Source organism: Mucilaginibacter straminoryzae (assembly GCF_022953055.1).
GTDB classification, from domain to species: Bacteria; Bacteroidota; Bacteroidia; order Sphingobacteriales; family Sphingobacteriaceae; genus Mucilaginibacter; species Mucilaginibacter straminoryzae.
Genome location: NZ_JALJEJ010000004.1, coordinates 36,829 through 53,691, shown reverse-complemented (window position 1 = coordinate 53,691; position 16,863 = coordinate 36,829). Strand labels below are relative to the sequence as shown.

Sequence of the window (16,863 nt, the reverse complement as noted above, 5' to 3'; positions counted from 1 at the left end):
GTTAATTCAGATTTATAACTGCCAAATTTATCGTTCAGTAATAGCTTCTTGTTGTAGCATTTATACTAAAAGTTGTATCATGTTAGCATGGGTTATTTTGCATAGGGGTAAAACGCAAACACGAGAGCAATTTAATAAGAATAACATTTTCCTCATCATTCAACTGAAAAGGTGGGAAACAAAAAAGGCAAGGATAGCTATCCCTGCCTTTAATATCTATTTCAGAAAAATATTATACGTTAAACCTGAAGTGCATAATGTCGCCATCCTGTACAATATAGGTTTTACCTTCCACGCTTAATTTACCGGCGTCTTTACAGGCATTTTCAGAACCGTACTTTACAAAGTCGTCATACTTGATCACCTCGGCACGGATAAAGCCTTTTTCGAAATCACTATGAATTACACCTGCAGCCTGCGGCGCAGTAAAGCCCTTGGTGATGGTCCACGCGCGTACTTCCTGTACACCAGCGGTAAAGTAGGTGCTTAAGTTTAAGAGATGATAAGCGGCCTTAATTAATTTATTTACACCAGACTCTTCCAGGCCCAGATCTTCCAGAAACATCTGGCGCTCTTCGTAGCTTTCCAGTTGTGCAATTTCAGATTCAATCTGCGCAGAGATAATCAGCACCTGTGCATTTTCTTCCCTTACGGCTTCTTTCACCCGTTCTACATAGGCATTGCCGGTATTGACAGATTTCTCTTCTACGTTACAAACGTACATTACCGGTTTTGCGGTCAGCAGCCAAAGATCTTCAATGTGTTCTTTATCTTCTTCGATAACCGGAGCCGTACGTGCAGATTTTCCAGACATCAGGTGTTCGCGATAAACGGTTAACACATCAAAAGCTTTTTTAGCGTCTTTATCACCGGTTTTGGCAGCCTTTTCTACTTTTTGAAGTTTCTTTTCTACCGATTCAAGGTCTTTTAGCTGAAGTTCGGTATCGATGATTTCTTTATCACGGATAGGGTCGACAGAGCCATCTACGTGGATCACGTTGTCGTCATCAAAGCAACGCAAAACGTGGATGATGGCATTCGTAGCGCGGATGTTTCCTAAAAACTGGTTGCCCAGGCCTTCGCCTTTGCTGGCACCTTTCACAAGGCCGGCAATGTCAACAATCTCTATGGTGTTAGGCACTATGCGCTGCGGATTAACCAGTTCAGCCAGTTTGGTCAAACGCTCATCCGGCACGGTAATCACGCCTACGTTTGGCTCTATGGTACAGAACGGAAAATTGGCCGCCTGTGCCTTTGCATTTGATAAACAGTTAAAAAGCGTTGATTTTCCCACGTTCGGTAAACCAACTATACCGCATTGTAAACCCATTTTCTACTAGTTGTTTGGTGTATTGAGTAACTTACAACTTGCCAAACGAAAGGATAATTTAACCTGTTATTAACGTTAAGTTTTTGCAGGAAATTAATACGCCGGCGCTTGGTAAGTGCCCTCAAAAATCCCGCAAAGATAACATAAAAAACATCGTGATATTTTGAAAAAATAAACGACTTTTGCCAGCGTTAACAAAAGGCAGTAAACACATACACCAATGTAAAAAAGGAGCATCGATATGGAAGAAATGGTTGAGCAAATAGAAACATTGCTGGAGCAGGGAGATCATCAACTGTTGCAGGATTATTTGAACGACCTGAACATATCTGATGTGGAACACCTGATAGATGAACTGCCCGAGCATGGGCCGCTATTTATCGAAACCCTGTCTTTAAATCGTGCCGTTAACGTTTTCCGTATCCTGGATTTCCCTACCCAGGAGCGTATTATCAAAAAGCTTTCCGGAAAGAAAATTGCCGACCTGATCAACGAATTGCCGCCGGATGACCGTACTGCGCTGTTCAGCGAATTACACGGCGATGCAGTTAAAAGCCTGATTGTTCACCTCCCGCCGGATGACCGTAAAGAGGCCCTCATCCTCTTAGGGTACGAGGAAGACAGCGTAGGCCGTTTGATGACGCCCGATTATATCGCGGTTAAGAAGACCTGGAATGTAGAGCGGGTGCTAAACCACATTCGTCGCTATGGAAAGAACTCCGAAACCATCGACGTACTGTACGTAATTGATGATAAGGGTACATTGCTGGATGATATCCGGATCAGGGAGATCCTGTTGGTTGCGCCAGAGACGAAGGTGAGCGATTTGATGGATAACCGCTTGATTGCCTTGGATGCGAATGCCCCTCAACAGGAAGCCATCAACATCTTCAGGATGAATAACCGTGTGGCGCTGCCCGTGGTAGATCAGGAAGGGATACTGTTAGGGATTGTAACCGTAGATGATATCCTTTGGATTGCCAACGAAGAGTATACCGAAGATATCCAGAAGATTGGTGGTACCGAGGCGCTGGACGAACCCTACCTGGATATTCCGCTGCTGAAGCTGGTGAAGAAACGTGTGAGCTGGCTGATCATCCTGTTCCTGAGCGAAATGCTTACCGCGACTGCCATGGGTTATTTCGAAGAGCCAATTAAAAAAGCCGTGGTACTGGCCCTGTTTCTGCCGTTGGTAATGTCAAGTGGGGGGAATAGCGGTTCGCAGGCGTCTACCTTAATTATTCAGGCCATGGCGCTGGGTGAAGTAACCGTTGCAGAATGGTGGCGCGTAATGCGCAGGGAGATACTGTCAGGCTTTATGCTGGGGTCTATATTAGGAGCGATAGGTTTCTTCCGGATCTTCGTCTGGACGCTATTTAGTAATATTTACGGCCCGCACTGGTTACAAGTAGGCCTTACAGTAGGCACTTCGTTAATTGGTATTGTGCTGTGGGGCTCATTAGCAGGTTCTATGCTGCCGTTGTTGCTTAAAAGGCTCGGGCTTGACCCGGCAACCTCTTCAGCACCATTTGTAGCGACACTGGTAGACGTAACCGGCCTGATCATTTATTTTACTATCGCAGTAATGATTATGAAGGTTTGATGTTTGTTTAGTGAAAGCAGTTGCCTATTTTTAAGCAAACTAAATCACACTAAAACATGGACGAAACACTTCAGCCTGAAGTACCAGAACTTCAACCAACACCAGAACCAGAATTACTACTTACACCAGAAGCCCAGTATTATTTAAATGAAGGCGCAGGCTGGGCCAGATTTCTCGGAATAATGGGATTTATCGGCAGCGCTTTTATTTTAATCATGGCGATCTTTGCCGGATCTGTTTTTTCTATTTTGGGAAGAATGTCACCAACACCAATGCCGGCCGGTGTGGGCGCATTTATTGGCATAGGGTACGGCTGTTTTGCCCTGCTATACTTTTTTCCATCAATGTATCTATATCAGTTTGCCAACCAAGCCAAACAAGGGATATTGTTTAAGCATACACCAAATATCACAACGGCCGTAGCCAAACTTAAATCGTTCTTTAAGTTTTGGGGAGTTTTAACAGTGATCATGATTGCTTTAATGGTGCTATCCTTCGTCTTTTCAATAATGATCGGGCTGAGAAGCCACTAATTGGTGATAGCAATGTGATAATAAAAAAAAACCTGCTTTAAGCAGGTTTTTTTTTATATCTCGAATGAAAAATCGTCTTCTGTAGCTTGGGCTACTTCTGGCGTATCAGAATATTCGTATCGTTTTTCAACTACTTCCTGGTGATCTTTGATGTAATCTACAGTACCTTTCAGCCCTTCTGCAAATTTTTCGAAATCTTCTTTATATAAAAAGATCTTATGTTTTACAAAAACACCGTCTTCTAAACGTTTTTTACTTTCTGTGATTGTAATGTAGTAGTCGTTAGATCGTGTTGCTTTAACATCAAAAAAATAGGTCCTTTTCCCGGCTCTTACCTTCTTTGAGAATACTTCCTCCCGCTCTCTGTTTTCAAAATCTCCCATTGTTTAAAAGTGTTGTCTTAGTTTGATTGCATAAATATAAATAAATTTTCAAATAGCAAGGAATAATTAAAATATTGTTCTGGTTTTTTAAAACTATAGCAATAAATAATTGTATGGTGCGAGAGCTTGTACGGAAAAACCGGTCGCTTGTTATATTATTTAAATAATAATTAATATTCTCAGGAAAGGGGAAGTGCCTGATAGTTAGTTTTTGCGTATTACGATTCGTTTTCCTGCTCTTCAAGCAGTTGCTTTTCATAAAGGTCGAAGTAAATGCCTTTTTGTTCCATCAGTGATTCATGCGTACCGCGTTCTGCAATGGTCCCGTGGTCTAAAACTAAGATCTGGTCGGCGTTCTTAATAGTCGATATCCGGTGGGCGATGATGATGCTGGTCTTGTTATTCATAATCGACCCCATATTGTTCAGGATCTCTTCCTCGGTTTTGGTATCCACTGCTGAAAGGCAATCGTCCAGGATCAGGATCTGCGGTTGTTTAAATATCGCCCGGGCGATAGAAACCCGCTGCTTTTGTCCGCCAGACAGGGTAATGCCGCGTTCGCCGATCATGGTATCGAAACCTTTGTCAAATTCTACAATGTTTTGGTATACCGATGCATCTTTGGCTGCCTGCTCAACGGCAGGCAGATCCATCTTATCAGCACTAAAAGCAATGTTGCGCGCAATGGTATCAGAGAATAGGAAAACTTCCTGTGGAACAAAGCCTACTTGTGAGCGGTAGGTGTTCAGTTCAAGGGTAGGCAGGGTAACACCATCAATCGCAATGTCGCCGTCGGTAACATCATACATCCGCATGATGAGGTTGGCAATGGTAGATTTTCCCGAACCGGTACGACCAATGATGGCCACCATTTCTCCCGGGCGTGCAGTGAATGACACATTTTTTAACGCTTGAATGCCGGTATCCGGGTAGGTGAAAGAGACGTTGTTAAACCTGATTTCACCCTTTACCTGGTGCATCACATTCCCCGACACAATCTCAGGCGTTTCTTTCAGAAACTCATTAATCCGTTTTTGGGAAGCGGCCGCCCGCTGGATCAGCGAAGTCACCCATCCAAGCGCCATTACCGGGAACATCAGCTGATTAAGGTAAACGATAAACTCGGCGATGTTGCCCGGTGTAACCGTACCCTTCATTACTTCCACACCACCTACGTAGATAATGATCACGTTGCTGATGCCGATCAGCAAAAGCATCATGGGGTAGAAGAGGGCCTGCACGCGAACCAGGGCCATGGAGTGCGTCTTGTAATTCTCGCTTTCTACCGCAAAACTATCGCGTACAAAGTTTTCACGCACGTATGATTTAATCACCCGGATACCCGAGAAGGTTTCCTGGATAAAGCTGGATAGGGCAGAAAGCCGCTGTTGTATCTTCTCGCTCCGGAAGTTGATAATGCTGTTGACGTAGTAAATACTAAAGGCCAGTACAGGTAGGGGAAGTACAGAGAATAATGCCAAACGCAGGTTAACGGTCGTCATGGCGTAGATCACCAGCACAAACAGCACAATCGTATTCACCGAATACATAATGCCCGGGCCCAGGTACATCCGTACACGGCTCACGTCTTCCGTCGCGCGGTTCATCAGGTCGCCAGTGCTATGACGGCGGTAAAAGGCCAGCGAAAGGTTCTGGTAGTGGTTGTAAATGGTATTTTTAAGGTCGTATTCGATATGGCGCGACATCAGGATCAGTGTTTGCCGCATCAGGAACAGGAACAAACCGCGGATCAGCGACAGCATAAGTACCATTAACCCGAAAAGCAGCAGGCTGGAACCAAAAATATCGTAGATCAGTTCCTGGCGGTGGAAACCGCTGTAAAGCCTGTAAATGGCGATGTTTTCCGTAACCAGGTCAAACGCTACCCGCACTACCTGCGCAGGTAACACACCGAATACGTTTGAAATAATTACAAAGATGATACCTGGTATAAATCGCCAGCGGTATTTATATAAAAACTTATTCAGGTAAGCCAGGTCTTTCATCGCGTCGGCAGCAAAAGTACAACTTTATCCAATTCCGGATTTTAATTTCAACGCCTGTTTCGTCGCTAATTTCAATCGAATTGTCATAAAAACAAGCGGTTTTGGGCTTTAATAGGATAAGATTTGCAGCGAACCGATATAAAATATCATAAAAACATCTACTTTTGTCGTGGTGATATTCAAAAACCTTGTTTCATGCCGTTAACGGACAATACACCTTCTTCTATATTCGATTTGCTACAGGCGCTCGGCCATCAGAAGGTTGTTTTCTGCAACGATCCGGACACCGGCTTAAAAGCCATTATTGCTGTTCATGATACCACGCTCGGCCCTGCCCTGGGCGGCACCCGTATGTGGACGTATAAAAGCGAGACGGATGCTTTGCGCGATGTGCTGCGCCTTTCTAAAAGCATGACTTACAAAGCCTCTGTATCCGGTTTAAACATTGGTGGTGGCAGTGCGGTAATTATGGGCGACCCGCGGCGCGACAAAACCGAAGCCATGATGCGCAAGCTGGGCAGGTTTATTAAAAACCTGAACGGCGAGTTTATCACCGCCGAAGATATGGGTACCAACACCCGCGATATGGAATATATCCGGATGGAGACCGAGCATGTAACCGGCGTACCTGAGACAATGGGCGGTAGCGGCGACCCGACACCGATAGCCGCACGCGGCGTTTTAATGGGGATAAAAGCTTCTGTTAAAGAGTTGTTCGGGGCAGATACTTTGGTTGGCAGGTCTGTTATTGTGCAAGGCATTGGCCATGTGGGCGAAAACCTGGTAAAGCTGCTGCGCGAAGAAAGTGCAAAGGTGTACGTAAGTGATATTAACGAAGAGCGCGTTGTACAGGTGTCTAAGAAATATGGTGCACAACCGGTGGCGAACAACACCATTTTTGATATCAACGCAGAGATCTATGCGCCGTGTGCATTAGGTGCTACCGTAAACAGCCGTACCATCGGTAAATTAAAATGTGCCATCATCGCCGGGTCGGCTAATAATCAGCTGGAGGACGAAAACATTCATGGTAGGATGTTGTTGGACAAAGGAATTTTGTATGCGCCTGATTACGTAATTAACGCCGGTGGCCTGATCAATTGTTACTCAGAACTGATGGGTTTCAGTAAAAAACGCACCCTTCAGCTTACCGAGAACATTTATAATGCCACCAGAAACGTTTTAAAACTATCGAAGGCCGAAAATATAAGTACCATAGAAGCTGCAAATAAAATTGCTGAAAAGCGCATTGCAGATATTAGAAAAATAAAATCATCATATTAATATAAGTTTATCTTAAACCGGGGCGATGGCCCCTCAATCGTTCTTATTACATGCTTAACAGAAGGCACCTCAGGGTAAAAGTATTACAGGCATTATATGCCTATTATCAGACAGAAAAAAAAGAATTAAAGCAGCACGAGAAAAACTTGTTGCAGAGTATTGATAAGGTATACGAAATGTATATCTGGATGCTCTCGCTGATTAATGAGGTGGCAGACTATGCACATACAGATGCAGAAGAGCGTGCCAATAAGTACATCAAAACGGCCGAGGACATGGCGCCTAACCTGAAGATCACCGATAACAGGTTCCTGCAGTCGCTGCGTCAAAACCCTGATTACGTTGCCGCGGTTAAGAAATACAAGGTTTCTTGGGATTTCGACCCGGAATTGGCAAAATCACTATTCTCTATCCTGAAAAATTCCGCAGAATATAAAGACTACCTGGAGTTTAAAGACGATACCATCGGTACGGATAAAGATATCATCAAGTACATTTTCAAAAAAGTGATCCTGAAATCGTCACTTGCAGAACAGGTGTTCGAAGACAAATTCATCTTCTGGCCGGTAGATAAAGATGTATTGCAGGCATTGATCGCAAAAACATTCAAGAACTTCTCGTCAGAAAACCCGAAAGAGAATCAACTTGCCGAGGTTACCGGCAATTGGGTTGAAGACCGCGAGTTTATTGTTAACCTGTATACAGAAACCATTCGCCACGATGCGGAGTACCAGGAACTGATCAATAATAAAACACAGAACTGGGAACCGGAGCGTATCGCCATGATGGATACGCTTTTAATGAAGATGGCAATTACCGAATTTGTTAACTTTGCATCGGTACCGGTTAAGGTTACCATTAACGAATACCTGGAAATAGCGAAGGAGTTTAGCACACCTAAGAGTAATGCCTTCATTAATGGTATTCTGGATAAGATTTTATTTGAATTAAAAGCAGCCAACAAGATCCGTAAAACAGGTCGGGGCTTAATAGAAGAATAACCGATGAAAAAACTTATTCTGACAGGTATGATTGCAGCTGCAGTGCTGCAGGCTTGTAACCAGGCTAATTCAAACAACACGGCAACAACCACCGGTAACACTGTTGCAGCCCCGGTAGTAACAACCATTAAGTTTGAAACCGAAGCGCATGATTTCGGTAAGATCAAGCAGGGTGAAATCACCAAGTACGATTTTAAGTTTACCAATACAGGTAAATCTCCGCTGATTATTGCCAATGCTACTGCAACGTGTGGTTGTACTACGCCAACCTTCCCTAAAAAACCGGTGGCCCCGGGCGAAACAGGCGTGGTGCATGTAGAGTTTAACAGCGCAGGTAAAATGGGCATGCAGGATAAGCAGATTACCGTTACGGCTAATACCAACCCGGCAGATACACGCGTACACCTGGTAGGCGAGGTGCTGACACCAAACACTAAATAATTAATTTAACAAATGATAGCAACTATTTTATTACAAGCGGCGGCAGGCGGGTTTGGTAACCTGGGATCATTACTTCCAATGGTACTGATCATCGTGGTTTTCTATTTCTTCATGATCCGTCCGCAGGTTAAAAAGCAAAAAGATCAGAAGAAATACGTAGAAGAGCTTAAAAAAGGCGATAAAGTAATTACTACCGCCGGCATACACGGTCGTATCGCTGATATGAACGAAACTACTTTTTTAATCGAAGTAGAAAGCGGTGCAAAAATCCGTTTCGATAAAGCTTCTATTTCCCTTGATGCTTCAAAAGCGCTGAATACGCCGCCTGCTGAAACCAAGGCATAAATTAAAAACTTTAACTTAGTAAATGCCGTTCAGTTTGATCACTCATTTGAACGGCATTTTAATTTAAAAGGTAGCTGAAATGGCCATTATTAAGTTATCCGAAGCAGAACGCAGACGTTTAACCGCTTTCATCACCTGTTTGGTGCTGGCTGCGGGTGCATGGATACTTACTGCCCTTTCAAGCAATTATAATTACAAGGTAAAGCGCATACTGGTTTACAATAACGTACCGCAGCGCCGTGCCTTCAGGCCGTTACAATCAGATACGGTAGATGCAACAGTACAGGGCAGCGGCTGGCGGATGTTATATGCCGGTTTTAAGCCGGTAGATGAACGGGTAAATATCGACCTGCATACACTCGAAAGCCAGAATTATATTGCGCTGAACTCGCAATTGGATCAGATCAACCGCCGCAAGGAAACAGATCAACGGATTATGTCTTTTGATCCGGATACACTTTACTTCGATTTTACCAACCGCAGTACACGCAGGGTGCTGGTAAAGCTACTATCGCGGATTGATTATCAGCCGCAGTTTATGCAGTCGGGCAACATCGTTGTCAGTCCGGCTTATGTTACTTTAAGCGGCCCCAGCAACCTCATCAGTAAGATTGAATACTGGAAAACAGATTCACTGAAACTACAGGAGGTAAACGAATCTGTAGCTACCCGCGTTAACTTAGTGCCTTCCAAAGAAGCAAATATTACCATTTACCCTCGTACAGTACGTGTACAGGTACCCGTAGACGAGTTTACAGAGAAAACCATAGAGGTGCCGGTAAAGCTGGTGGGCAATACCAGTTATTACGATGTGAAAATCTTCCCGCAAAAGGTAAAGGTAACCTTCACCACTTCTTTAAGCCGTTACGCAGAAACCGACGAGAATTATTTTGACGCTGTTGCCGATCTGACGCTTTGGAGTAAGCGCGACTACAACGTACTACCGGTACAATTTACCAGGGTACCTGCATACTGCAAAATAGTAAAGATAGAGCCCCGCAATATTGATTTTATAGTAAAAAAGTAAATGATTAAAATTGGTATCACCGGGAATATCGGAAGCGGAAAAACAACCGTCAGTAAGGTGTTTGCACTACTTGGCGTGCCGGTGTTTTATGCAGATACCGCAGCCAAAGAGGTGATGGTGAAGGATGCCGAACTGATGGAAGGCCTTGTGAAGCTTTTCGGCAAAGAATCATACCTGGAAGACGGGGTTTTAAACCGTAAATACATTGCTTCAAAGGTTTTTAACAACCCGGACGAACTGGCTAAATTGAATGCACTTGTACATCCTGCGGTTTTTCGCGCTTTTGATAATTGGGCCGTAGCGTATGCAGATGTGCCTTACACCTTAAAAGAGGCGGCGTTGATGTTCGAGAGCGATTCTTATAAAATGTGCGACTATACCATCGTGGTAACAGCCCCTCTTGAAATGCGGTTGCAAAGGGTAGTTGGGCGCGATCATATTACCAGGGAAGAAGCCCTCGCCCGCGATGCCCGGCAGATGAACGAAGAAGAAAAGATCAGACTGGCAGATTACCGCATTTGGAACGATGATAGCCGCCTGGTTATTCCCCAGGTGCTGGAACTTCATCAGCAGTTTTTAAAACTTGCCGCAGGCAAATGATACACGAAGATTTTATTTACATTACAGATAAAGGGATTTATTGCCCTTACGGCCGTTTTTATCTTGATCCGCAGCAACCGGTTGATAGGGCTGTCATATCCCATGCCCATGGCGACCATGCCGTAAGCGGTAACAACGAAGTTTATTGTACGGCAGCTACCGCCGCTTTTATGCAATTACGCTACCAGCGCAATGCCGCAAAAACGTTTAATATGATTGCTTATAAGCAAGCTTTTACTATAAACGGCGTGGAAATAAGCTTTTTGCCCGCAGGACATATGTTGGGTTCGGCTATGGTGTTGATGACGTACGATGGTGTAAAGTACCTTTATACAGGTGATTTTAAACTACAGGCGGATGGTAGTTGTGAGCCGATCGAGTTTGCGGAGGCCGATGTGTTCATCACGGAAAGTACCTTTGCTGATCCGGCAATCACCCACCCGGATCCTGTTGCTGAAATTCAAAAACTTAACGAAATTAAAGTTAATATCCTGTTGGGCGCATACGGTTTGGGTAAAAGCCAACGGTTGATCCGGCTGATAAACGACCACGCGCCTCAGAAGAAAATACTGGTGCACCACAAAGTAATGCCATTGTGCGCTGTTTACGAGAAGGACGGTTTCCATCTGGGGAACTACCAGATCTATAATCGTAAACTGATGAAACAGCAGGACGAATACGTTTACATCGTCCCGCCGTTTACGTTTGATAGTTACATCCGCGCTACGGGTGTAAAAAGGCTGTTTGCCTCTGGTTGGAAAAACCTGCAGGTGAACCAGAACGATACCTTGTTTATTTCAGATCATGCCGATTGGAGCGATATTTTAGCGGCCGTAAAATTGGTGAAGCCGCAGCAGATCTGGACGCTTCATGGTAATGGCGAGCGTTTGAAGGCTTACTTTGAAGGTAATATCTTTGTAAAGATCTTGAACTGATGTTACAGGAAAACGTGGATTACTATATCAACGAGCAGGGGTTATTTGTGTTCACTAAAGAGTACCACCTGAAGCGCGGGTACTGCTGCAAAAACAAATGTTTGCATTGCCCGTGGAACTATGGCAAACCCAGGCCGCCTCGGGAAATAAAAAATAAATAAACATATTTGTATTACTTTGCATTTTACAACCATGACGATAGACGAGGAGATACAAAGTAAGTTTGAAGATAACATTCATCGTGCTGTAGTAAACCTGCACTATACGGCGGGCTGGCTTGGTAATATCCAAAGGGAGCTTTTCGAAAAGTATAACCTCACGACGCAACAGTTTAACATCCTTCGTATCCTTCGGGGGCAATATCCCAACCCGGCTACCATCAATTTACTAAAAGAGCGCATGGTAGATAAAATGTCTGATGCTTCGCGCATTGTAGACCGCCTGGTTCAGAAAGAATTGGTTTCGCGGTGTACCAACAGTAAAGACCGTCGCGCAGTTGATATCAGGATCAGTAACAAAGGATTGGAAGTGCTGGAGGTGATGGACCGTGAAGCCAAACCAAGTGACCTTTTCAAAAATAATTTAACCGAAGAGGAAGCAGGCCAGCTAAGCGCACTGCTCGATAAATTTCGCGGTTAAACAACTTCTACCAAAAATCCGCCCAAGGCTATCCCTGTACCTGCCAGTACGGCAATCAGTTTTCTTCTGTTGAATTTATGATCGGGCCCGGCCTCGAATAAAATGGTGGTACTGATGTGCAGAAATATACCAATCACCACACCCATAATCCGGTTAAAATAGTGCTGCAGGTTACCCACTCCGCCGCGGCTTAAACTATCGCTGAAAAAGTACCCTAACGGAGCCATTAGTGCAAATAGCACGATGAAAAATAAGGTGGCGTTTCTGCTTTGGTTATTGTGCAGCAATACGGTGCCCAAAGCAAACGCAGCAGGGATGTGGTGCAGCGCAATTCCAAATACCAACTGCGACTGATAACCTTGTGCCAGCGGCATGCCTTCCAGAAAAGCGTGTAAACAAAGGCTGGCCATAATTCCGATAGGGAAGGCCTTGTGTGCATGAGTATGCATGTGGCCGTGTTCAATACCGTCTGAGAACTGTTCCAGCACAATCTGGAAAAGAAATCCTGCGAGTATAAATACTCCTACCATATTGTCGTTGTTATGGTAGGCGTCTGGTATCAGGTGCAATACGGTGATGGCAAACAAATACGCCCCGCTGAATGACAGGATGAGTCTGAGCTTTTTATGGTGATCACCCTTAAAAAGAAATACAGACACTCCGCCGATAAAGGCGGCAGAAAAAAGCAGGATAGATTGCCAGATCATGTGGTATAGAATGCCGTATTAAATTTTTTGTTTATGGTAGCGAAAATAAAACCGATCAATGAACCGTAGACGGCACCGCAAATTACATCAACCGGGTAGTGTACACCTACATATACTTGTGCAAAGCTAATAGAAGCTGCCCATAAAATTGTCCAGAACCATACCCGCCGCCACCTTTTATGAAATACCAGTGACAGAAACAGTGCGATTGAGAAATGATCTGTTGCATGCGTGGATGGAAAACTGTAGCCTGTTCCGCATCCAACCCGGTCTGTAACAGAGTCTTTCAACGCAACATCATTACAGGGGCGTATCCGTCGGACGGTCTTTTTAATCAGCGTGGCGCTGGTAAAATCGGCCACACCAACGGTAATGGCTAGCAGCAGTATCACCACCACACCCTGTTTCTTATATTTCCAGGTGGTGAAAATAATAATGAAAATATAAAGGGGGATCCAAAAGCGCGCATTACGAAGTATGGGCATCAGCCAGTCGAAAAAGGCATTGCTCATTTCGTGGTTGATCAGGTAAAACCCATGGCGGTCAAGCTCTAACAGATGTTGCAGCATACACAAGATAAGCGTGCTAATATAGCCATTATAAGCGGCGGTTAAAACAGTTATAAAACTGTATTGGCGGTCATTCTATTTTGTTATTTTTGCCGTCTATATAAATTCAGGATTTTGACACTTATAAAATCTATTTCAGGGATACGCGGAACAATAGGCGGCAGAGCGGGCGAAGGATTAACGCCCCTGGATATTGTGAAGTTTACGTCGGCATTTGGTACCTGGGCGGTAAAGAAAGCCGGGCTGAAGAAAATAGTGGTAGGCAGAGATGCCCGTATCTCTGGCAGTATGGTGAATAACCTGGTGATCGGTTCCTTGCAAGGCTTGGGTATAGATGTGATTGATCTGGGCCTTTCAACCACACCAACTGTGGAAGTAGCCGTTCCTGGCGAAAAAGCTGCAGGTGGTATCATCATTACCGCCAGCCATAACCCCAAGCAATGGAACGCGCTGAAGCTATTGAACGCAGATGGCGAATTTATCAGCGATGCAGACGGTAAAGAAGTGCTGCAAATAGCAGAAGACAGCGATTTTAACTATGCCGATGTGAATGACCTGGGCAAGGTAACCGTTGACGATACCTGGATGCAAAAACATATCGACGCCATTTTGGCCTTGCCGCTGGTGGATGTTAAAGCCATACAGAAAGCTAATTTCAGCGTGGTGATAGATTGCGTAAATTCAACCGGCGGAATTTTTGTTCCCGCCCTGCTTGATGCTTTAGGTGTAAAAACCGTTCATCCGTTATATTGCGAGCCTGATGGTAAATTTCCGCATAACCCAGAGCCGTTGCCGGAAAACCTGACCGAATTATCGAGAGAGGTAGTAGCCAAGAAAGCGCAGTTAGGTATAGCAGTAGACCCTGATGTGGATCGCTTGTGCTTTGTAGCAGAAGACGGCAGCATGTTTGGCGAGGAATATACATTGGTTGCCGTGGCAGATTATGTACTGAAACATGCCAAAGGCAACACGGTATCTAACCTTTCGTCAACCCGTGCCCTGCGCGACGTAACCGAAGCCGCAGGTTGTACTTATGAAGCCGCGGCGGTTGGCGAGGTAAACGTGGTGAATAAGATGAAGGAGACCAACGCCATCATCGGTGGCGAAGGTAATGGCGGGGTAATCTACCCTGAATTACACTACGGCCGCGATGCTTTAGTAGGTATTGCCCTGTTCCTGACACATCTGGCTAAGTTTGGAAAGAGCGTTTCCAGGCTACGTGCTACTTATCCTGGTTATTTTATTTCTAAAAATAAGATTACGTTAACGCCTGAGATGGATATTGATGTGCTGCTGCAAAAGGTGGAAGAGAAATACAAACGCCAGCCGCATAGCACAATCGATGGTCTGAAGATAGAATTTGACAAGGAATGGGTGCATTTGCGCCGTTCAAATACAGAGCCTATTATTCGTATCTATTCTGAAGGTAATTCAGAAACCGTAGCGAATAACCTGGCAAATAAGATAATTGCCGATATTAAAGAGATTTTGCAAATAAGCTAATAGTCCGAAAGTCAGTAAGTCCGCAAGACGGAATCAATGACAAATGACTATTGCCCAACGACTAAAAACTATGCGTGTTTATTTAGATAATGCTGCGACTACGCCGCTCGATCCGGAAGTGCTGAAAGAGATGTACAAAGTAATGGAAAGCCAGTTTGGCAATCCTTCATCTATCCACGCACACGGCCGCGAGGCGCGTACCGTTATCGAAAAAGCACGCCGTACGGTAGCCCAGCTACTGCATACTTCTCCGGCAGAGATATTCTTTACCTCTGGCGGAACAGAGGCCGATAATATGGCTATCCGCTGCGGTATCACAGGCTATGGTCTGAAACACGCCATTACCAGCCTTATAGAACACCACGCTGTGGTTCATACGCTGGAAGCGCTTGAAAAAGCCGGGCAAATTAAACTGAGCTTTGTAAATGTTGACGCACAAGGCCATATAGATTATCAGCACCTCGAAGAATTACTGGCAAATAACGAACGCAGTTTCGTTTCCATTATGCATGCCAATAACGAGATAGGTACGCTGAACGATATTGAACGTATAGGCGAGCTTTGCGAGCAGTATAACGCCATTTATCATTGCGATACGGTACAAACTGTCGGCCACTTCCCGCATGACCTCAGTAAGCTTAAAATTCATTTCATGGTATGTGCGGCTCATAAGCTGCACGGCCCAAAAGGTGTGGGCTTTTTGCATATCAATCATCGCGTAAAGATTGACCCGATGATTTACGGCGGTGCGCAGGAACGTAACATGCGCGGCGGTACAGAAAACGTATACGGCATTGTTGGCCTGGCCAAGGCGCTTGAACTGGCGTACGAGCATATGGACGAGCATCATCAATACATCCAGGGATTAAAAAGCTATATGGCGGATAGCCTTAAAGCGCAAATCCCGGGCATTCATTTTAATGGTGATACTGATCCTGAAAAGAGCCTTTATACAGTACTGAACGTATCTTTCCCAGAAATGGAGATGGCAGATATGCTGCTCTTTAACCTGGATATCGCCGGTATTTCCGCATCGGGTGGCAGCGCCTGCAGCTCGGGTACCAATATCGGTTCGCACGTGCTGAATGCCATCGGCGCCAATCCAAATCGTCCGGCTGTCCGCTTTTCTTTTTCGAAATATAATACCAAAGAAGAAATAGACTACGTGGTAGGTAAAATCAAAGAGATTTGCCTGGTAAACGCTTAACCGGCTCTTTTTTCAAATAAAAACGGTTTATTTAGCCCTTTACTTATAGTTAGATTTAAGTAACGGTTTATTTTTATTCTTAAAACAATCCCCACTTTCCGCAGGTTATAATAGTACCAAACAAAAAACAACTATTATGGCAGCTTTTAATGACGCTCCTCTCAAAGAGAGGGAAGATCTGTATACCACTGATGAGCTTAACTATAGTCGCTTTTGGAGCGTTGCCACCCCAGACCCGGATGACGACGATCTGCTGGAGGATGATGACGACCTGGATGAAGATGATCTGGACGATGATACATTAGGTGATGATACAGATTTAGATGATGAAGATTTTGAAGATGATGATCTGATTGACGACGAAGAAGAAGAGGATGATGACGACATTGTTGCCGGCACCAATCAAACTTTCACGGCTGAAGCAGATACCGATCCGATTGATGATGATGAGGAATTAGACCCAGATCTTTCTCCGGACGAAACGCCTGAAAGGGAAGAGTCGGATAACGAAGATCTGCGCTATCCAAAAGAAACAGAAACCCGCCCGGGCGATTCTCAAAGCAGCAGCGACTGGAGCGAACAAATCGACGTAACGCCACCAACACCGCACGAATTTCCTGGCGAGGGTAATACCAAGGCAGACTTTCACAGCCGTCCGTTCGGCCGCTCCAGCAGCCGTATCATAGGCAGTGACCCAGGTTTGGGTGGTGAATAAGCTTTAAAAAAGGGAACATATATTTAGAGGAAAAA

19 protein-coding genes are annotated in these 16,863 nt (G+C 44.7%); 14 read left to right on the top strand and 5 right to left on the bottom strand.

Annotated elements, in window-relative coordinates:
- Positions 1-232: 232 nt before the first annotated feature.
- Positions 233-1,330: a redox-regulated ATPase YchF gene (gene ychF / locus MUY27_RS09785; RefSeq protein WP_245129832.1), complete on the bottom strand. Its 1,098-nt coding sequence runs from the start codon at positions 1,328-1,330 to the stop codon at positions 233-235.
- Positions 1,331-1,571: 241 nt separating this feature from the next.
- On the opposite strand from ychF, the gene mgtE reads away from it, so the two are divergent.
- Both mgtE and MUY27_RS09775 read left to right on the top strand, forming a co-directional pair.
- On the top strand, positions 1,572-2,933 hold the full coding sequence (gene mgtE / locus MUY27_RS09780) for a magnesium transporter (protein WP_245129831.1): 1,362 nt from the start codon (positions 1,572-1,574) through the stop codon (positions 2,931-2,933).
- Between the two features lie 56 nt (positions 2,934-2,989).
- A complete protein-coding gene (locus MUY27_RS09775; RefSeq protein WP_245129830.1) occupies positions 2,990-3,466 on the top strand; it encodes a DUF5362 family protein in 477 nt (158 codons plus the stop codon).
- A gap of 53 nt (positions 3,467-3,519) precedes the next feature.
- Here the strand turns inward: MUY27_RS09775 and MUY27_RS09770 are convergent, their stop codons facing one another.
- Positions 3,520-3,849, bottom strand: coding sequence for a DUF3276 family protein (locus MUY27_RS09770; RefSeq protein WP_245129829.1), 330 nt, complete (start codon positions 3,847-3,849; stop codon positions 3,520-3,522).
- Positions 3,850-4,067: 218 nt separating this feature from the next.
- Entirely contained in the window at positions 4,068-5,855 is a 1,788-nt protein-coding gene (locus MUY27_RS09765; RefSeq protein ID WP_245129828.1) for an ABC transporter ATP-binding protein, read from the bottom strand.
- A 195-nt stretch (positions 5,856-6,050) separates the two neighbouring features.
- Here MUY27_RS09765 and MUY27_RS09760 point away from each other — a divergent pair, with 195 nt between their 5' ends.
- From MUY27_RS09760 to MUY27_RS09720, 9 genes are all read left to right on the top strand, one after another.
- Entirely contained in the window at positions 6,051-7,139 is a 1,089-nt protein-coding gene (locus MUY27_RS09760) for a Glu/Leu/Phe/Val family dehydrogenase (protein ID WP_245129827.1), read from the top strand.
- A 50-nt stretch (positions 7,140-7,189) separates the two neighbouring features.
- Positions 7,190-8,140: a transcription antitermination factor NusB gene (gene nusB / locus MUY27_RS09755; RefSeq protein ID WP_245129826.1), complete on the top strand. Its 951-nt coding sequence runs from the start codon at positions 7,190-7,192 to the stop codon at positions 8,138-8,140.
- A gap of 3 nt (positions 8,141-8,143) precedes the next feature.
- Complete coding sequence (locus MUY27_RS09750) at positions 8,144-8,581, top strand: DUF1573 domain-containing protein (protein ID WP_245129825.1); 438 nt, start codon at positions 8,144-8,146, stop codon at positions 8,579-8,581.
- A 12-nt stretch (positions 8,582-8,593) separates the two neighbouring features.
- The gene (gene yajC / locus MUY27_RS09745) at positions 8,594-8,926 is read left to right on the top strand and encodes a preprotein translocase subunit YajC (protein ID WP_245129824.1); all 333 of its coding nucleotides are present in this window, start codon (positions 8,594-8,596) and stop codon (positions 8,924-8,926) included.
- A gap of 79 nt (positions 8,927-9,005) precedes the next feature.
- Complete coding sequence (locus tag MUY27_RS09740; RefSeq protein ID WP_245129823.1) at positions 9,006-9,953, top strand: CdaR family protein; 948 nt, start codon at positions 9,006-9,008, stop codon at positions 9,951-9,953.
- Entirely contained in the window at positions 9,954-10,553 is a 600-nt protein-coding gene (coaE, locus tag MUY27_RS09735; protein WP_245129822.1) for a dephospho-CoA kinase, read from the top strand.
- On the top strand, positions 10,550-11,488 hold the full coding sequence (locus MUY27_RS09730) for an MBL fold metallo-hydrolase (protein ID WP_245129821.1): 939 nt from the start codon (positions 10,550-10,552) through the stop codon (positions 11,486-11,488). Before coaE ends, MUY27_RS09730 begins: the two co-directional genes overlap by 4 nt.
- Positions 11,488-11,649, top strand: a complete 162-nt coding sequence (locus tag MUY27_RS09725) for a C1orf53 family protein (RefSeq protein WP_245129820.1) — start codon at positions 11,488-11,490, stop codon at positions 11,647-11,649. The genes MUY27_RS09730 and MUY27_RS09725 overlap by 1 nt, the downstream gene beginning before the upstream one ends.
- A gap of 31 nt (positions 11,650-11,680) precedes the next feature.
- Entirely contained in the window at positions 11,681-12,127 is a 447-nt protein-coding gene (locus MUY27_RS09720; protein ID WP_245129819.1) for a MarR family winged helix-turn-helix transcriptional regulator, read from the top strand.
- Here MUY27_RS09720 and MUY27_RS09715 read toward each other — a convergent pair.
- Complete coding sequence (locus tag MUY27_RS09715; RefSeq protein WP_245129818.1) at positions 12,124-12,834, bottom strand: ZIP family metal transporter; 711 nt, start codon at positions 12,832-12,834, stop codon at positions 12,124-12,126. The two genes, MUY27_RS09720 and MUY27_RS09715, sit on opposite strands and share 4 nt — an antisense overlap.
- Positions 12,831-13,403 carry a phosphatase PAP2 family protein gene (locus MUY27_RS09710; protein WP_245129817.1) on the bottom strand — a complete coding sequence of 191 codons (573 nt, stop codon included), beginning with the start codon at positions 13,401-13,403 and terminating at the stop codon, positions 12,831-12,833. Before MUY27_RS09710 ends, MUY27_RS09715 begins: the two co-directional genes overlap by 4 nt.
- Positions 13,404-13,517: 114 nt before the next feature.
- On the opposite strand from MUY27_RS09710, the gene glmM reads away from it, so the two are divergent.
- From glmM to MUY27_RS09695, 3 genes are all read left to right on the top strand, one after another.
- Complete coding sequence (gene glmM / locus MUY27_RS09705) at positions 13,518-14,906, top strand: phosphoglucosamine mutase (RefSeq protein ID WP_245129816.1); 1,389 nt, start codon at positions 13,518-13,520, stop codon at positions 14,904-14,906.
- A 70-nt stretch (positions 14,907-14,976) separates the two neighbouring features.
- Entirely contained in the window at positions 14,977-16,113 is a 1,137-nt protein-coding gene (locus MUY27_RS09700; protein ID WP_245129815.1) for a cysteine desulfurase family protein, read from the top strand.
- Positions 16,114-16,249: 136 nt separating this feature from the next.
- Positions 16,250-16,828 carry a hypothetical protein gene (locus MUY27_RS09695; protein WP_245129814.1) on the top strand — a complete coding sequence of 193 codons (579 nt, stop codon included), beginning with the start codon at positions 16,250-16,252 and terminating at the stop codon, positions 16,826-16,828.
- The last annotated feature ends 35 nt before the right edge of the window (positions 16,829-16,863 follow it).